This is a genomic window from Amycolatopsis sp. NPDC049253 (assembly GCF_040678995.1).
GTDB lineage: Bacteria > Actinomycetota > Actinomycetes > Mycobacteriales > Pseudonocardiaceae > Amycolatopsis.
In genome coordinates this window covers 1-1,242 of the sequence record NZ_JBFAQX010000084.1, presented here as the reverse complement: position 1 = coordinate 1,242, position 1,242 = coordinate 1, and the positions used below count along the sequence as shown (strand labels likewise).

General features: G+C 68.2%; 2 protein-coding genes. Both read right to left on the bottom strand.

What is annotated here, in order from left to right:
• A partial coding sequence (locus AB0K15_RS48030; RefSeq protein WP_364067936.1) for a GTP-binding protein occupies positions 1-680 on the bottom strand: 680 nt, incomplete at its 3' end.
• The coding region (cysD, locus tag AB0K15_RS48025) for a sulfate adenylyltransferase subunit CysD (protein ID WP_364067934.1) at positions 680-1,242 on the bottom strand (563 nt) is incomplete at its 5' end. The genes AB0K15_RS48030 and cysD, both read right to left, overlap by 1 nt.

Below are 1,242 nucleotides of genomic sequence, written 5' to 3'. Positions count from 1 at the left end.
TGCACCGGGAAGCGGAACGCCGCATCGAGGTGCCCGTGCGCGACGGGCACGGTTTCGAGGTGTTCCAGCAGGGTCGGGCCGTCGTACCAGGGGGTGTTCGGGGATGGCTCTGCGACGTTGTCGCCTTCCAGGGCGGAGACGGGGATGGTGACGACGGAGCCGTGGGTGTAGCCCAGGGATTCGGCGTGGGCGCTGAATTCCTTGGCGATCACGGAGAAGGTTTCCTCGTCGTAGTCGACGAGGTCGATCTTGTTCACCGCCAAGACCAGCCGCGGCACCCCGAGCAGGGCGAGCACGGCGGCGTGGCGGCGGGTCTGCTCCACGACTCCCTTGCGCGCGTCGACCAGCAACACCGCCAGCTGCGCGGTCGACGCACCGGTCACCGTGTTACGCGTGTACTGCACATGCCCCGGAGTGTCGGCCAGCACGAACGAGCGGCGCGGGGTGGCGAAGTAGCGGTAGGCCACATCGATGGTGATGCCCTGCTCCCGCTCCGAGCGCAACCCGTCCACCAGCAACGACAGGTCCGGCGTGGACAGCCCCTTGTCCACCGACGCACGAGTCACCGCGTCGAGCTGATCGGCCAGCACCGACTTCGTGTCATACAACAGGCGCCCGACCAGGGTCGACTTGCCGTCATCGACGCTGCCCGCCGTGGCGAGCCTCAGCAGCGAACTCATCAGAAGTAGCCCTCCCGCTTGCGGTCTTCCATGGCCGCTTCCGACATCCGGTCATCCGCCCGCGTCGCCCCACGCTCGGTCAGCCGCGACGCCGACACCTCCGCGATCACCTCGTCCACCGTCACCGCCGTCGACTCGATCGCACCAGTGCACGACCCGTCACCCACCGTCCGGTAACGCACCGACAGCTCCCGCACCTGCTCACCCGGCCGCGGACCGCCCCACGGGCCTTCGGCCAGCCACATGCCATCACGCTGATACACCTCACGCCGGTGGGCGTAGTAGATCGCAGGCAGCTCGACCTTTTCCCGCGCGATGTAGTGCCACACGTCCGCTTCGGTCCAGTTCGACAACGGGAACACCCGCACCTGCTCACCCGGGCGGTGACGGCCGTTGTAGAGATTCCACAACTCCGGGCGCTGCCGCCGCGGCTCCCACTGCCCGAACGCGTTCCGCAAACTGAAAATCCGTTCCTTCGCCCGCGCGCGTTCCTCGTCCCGGCGGCCGCCGCCGAACACCGCGTCGAACCTGTGCTCCGCGATCGTGTCCAGCAACGGCGTGG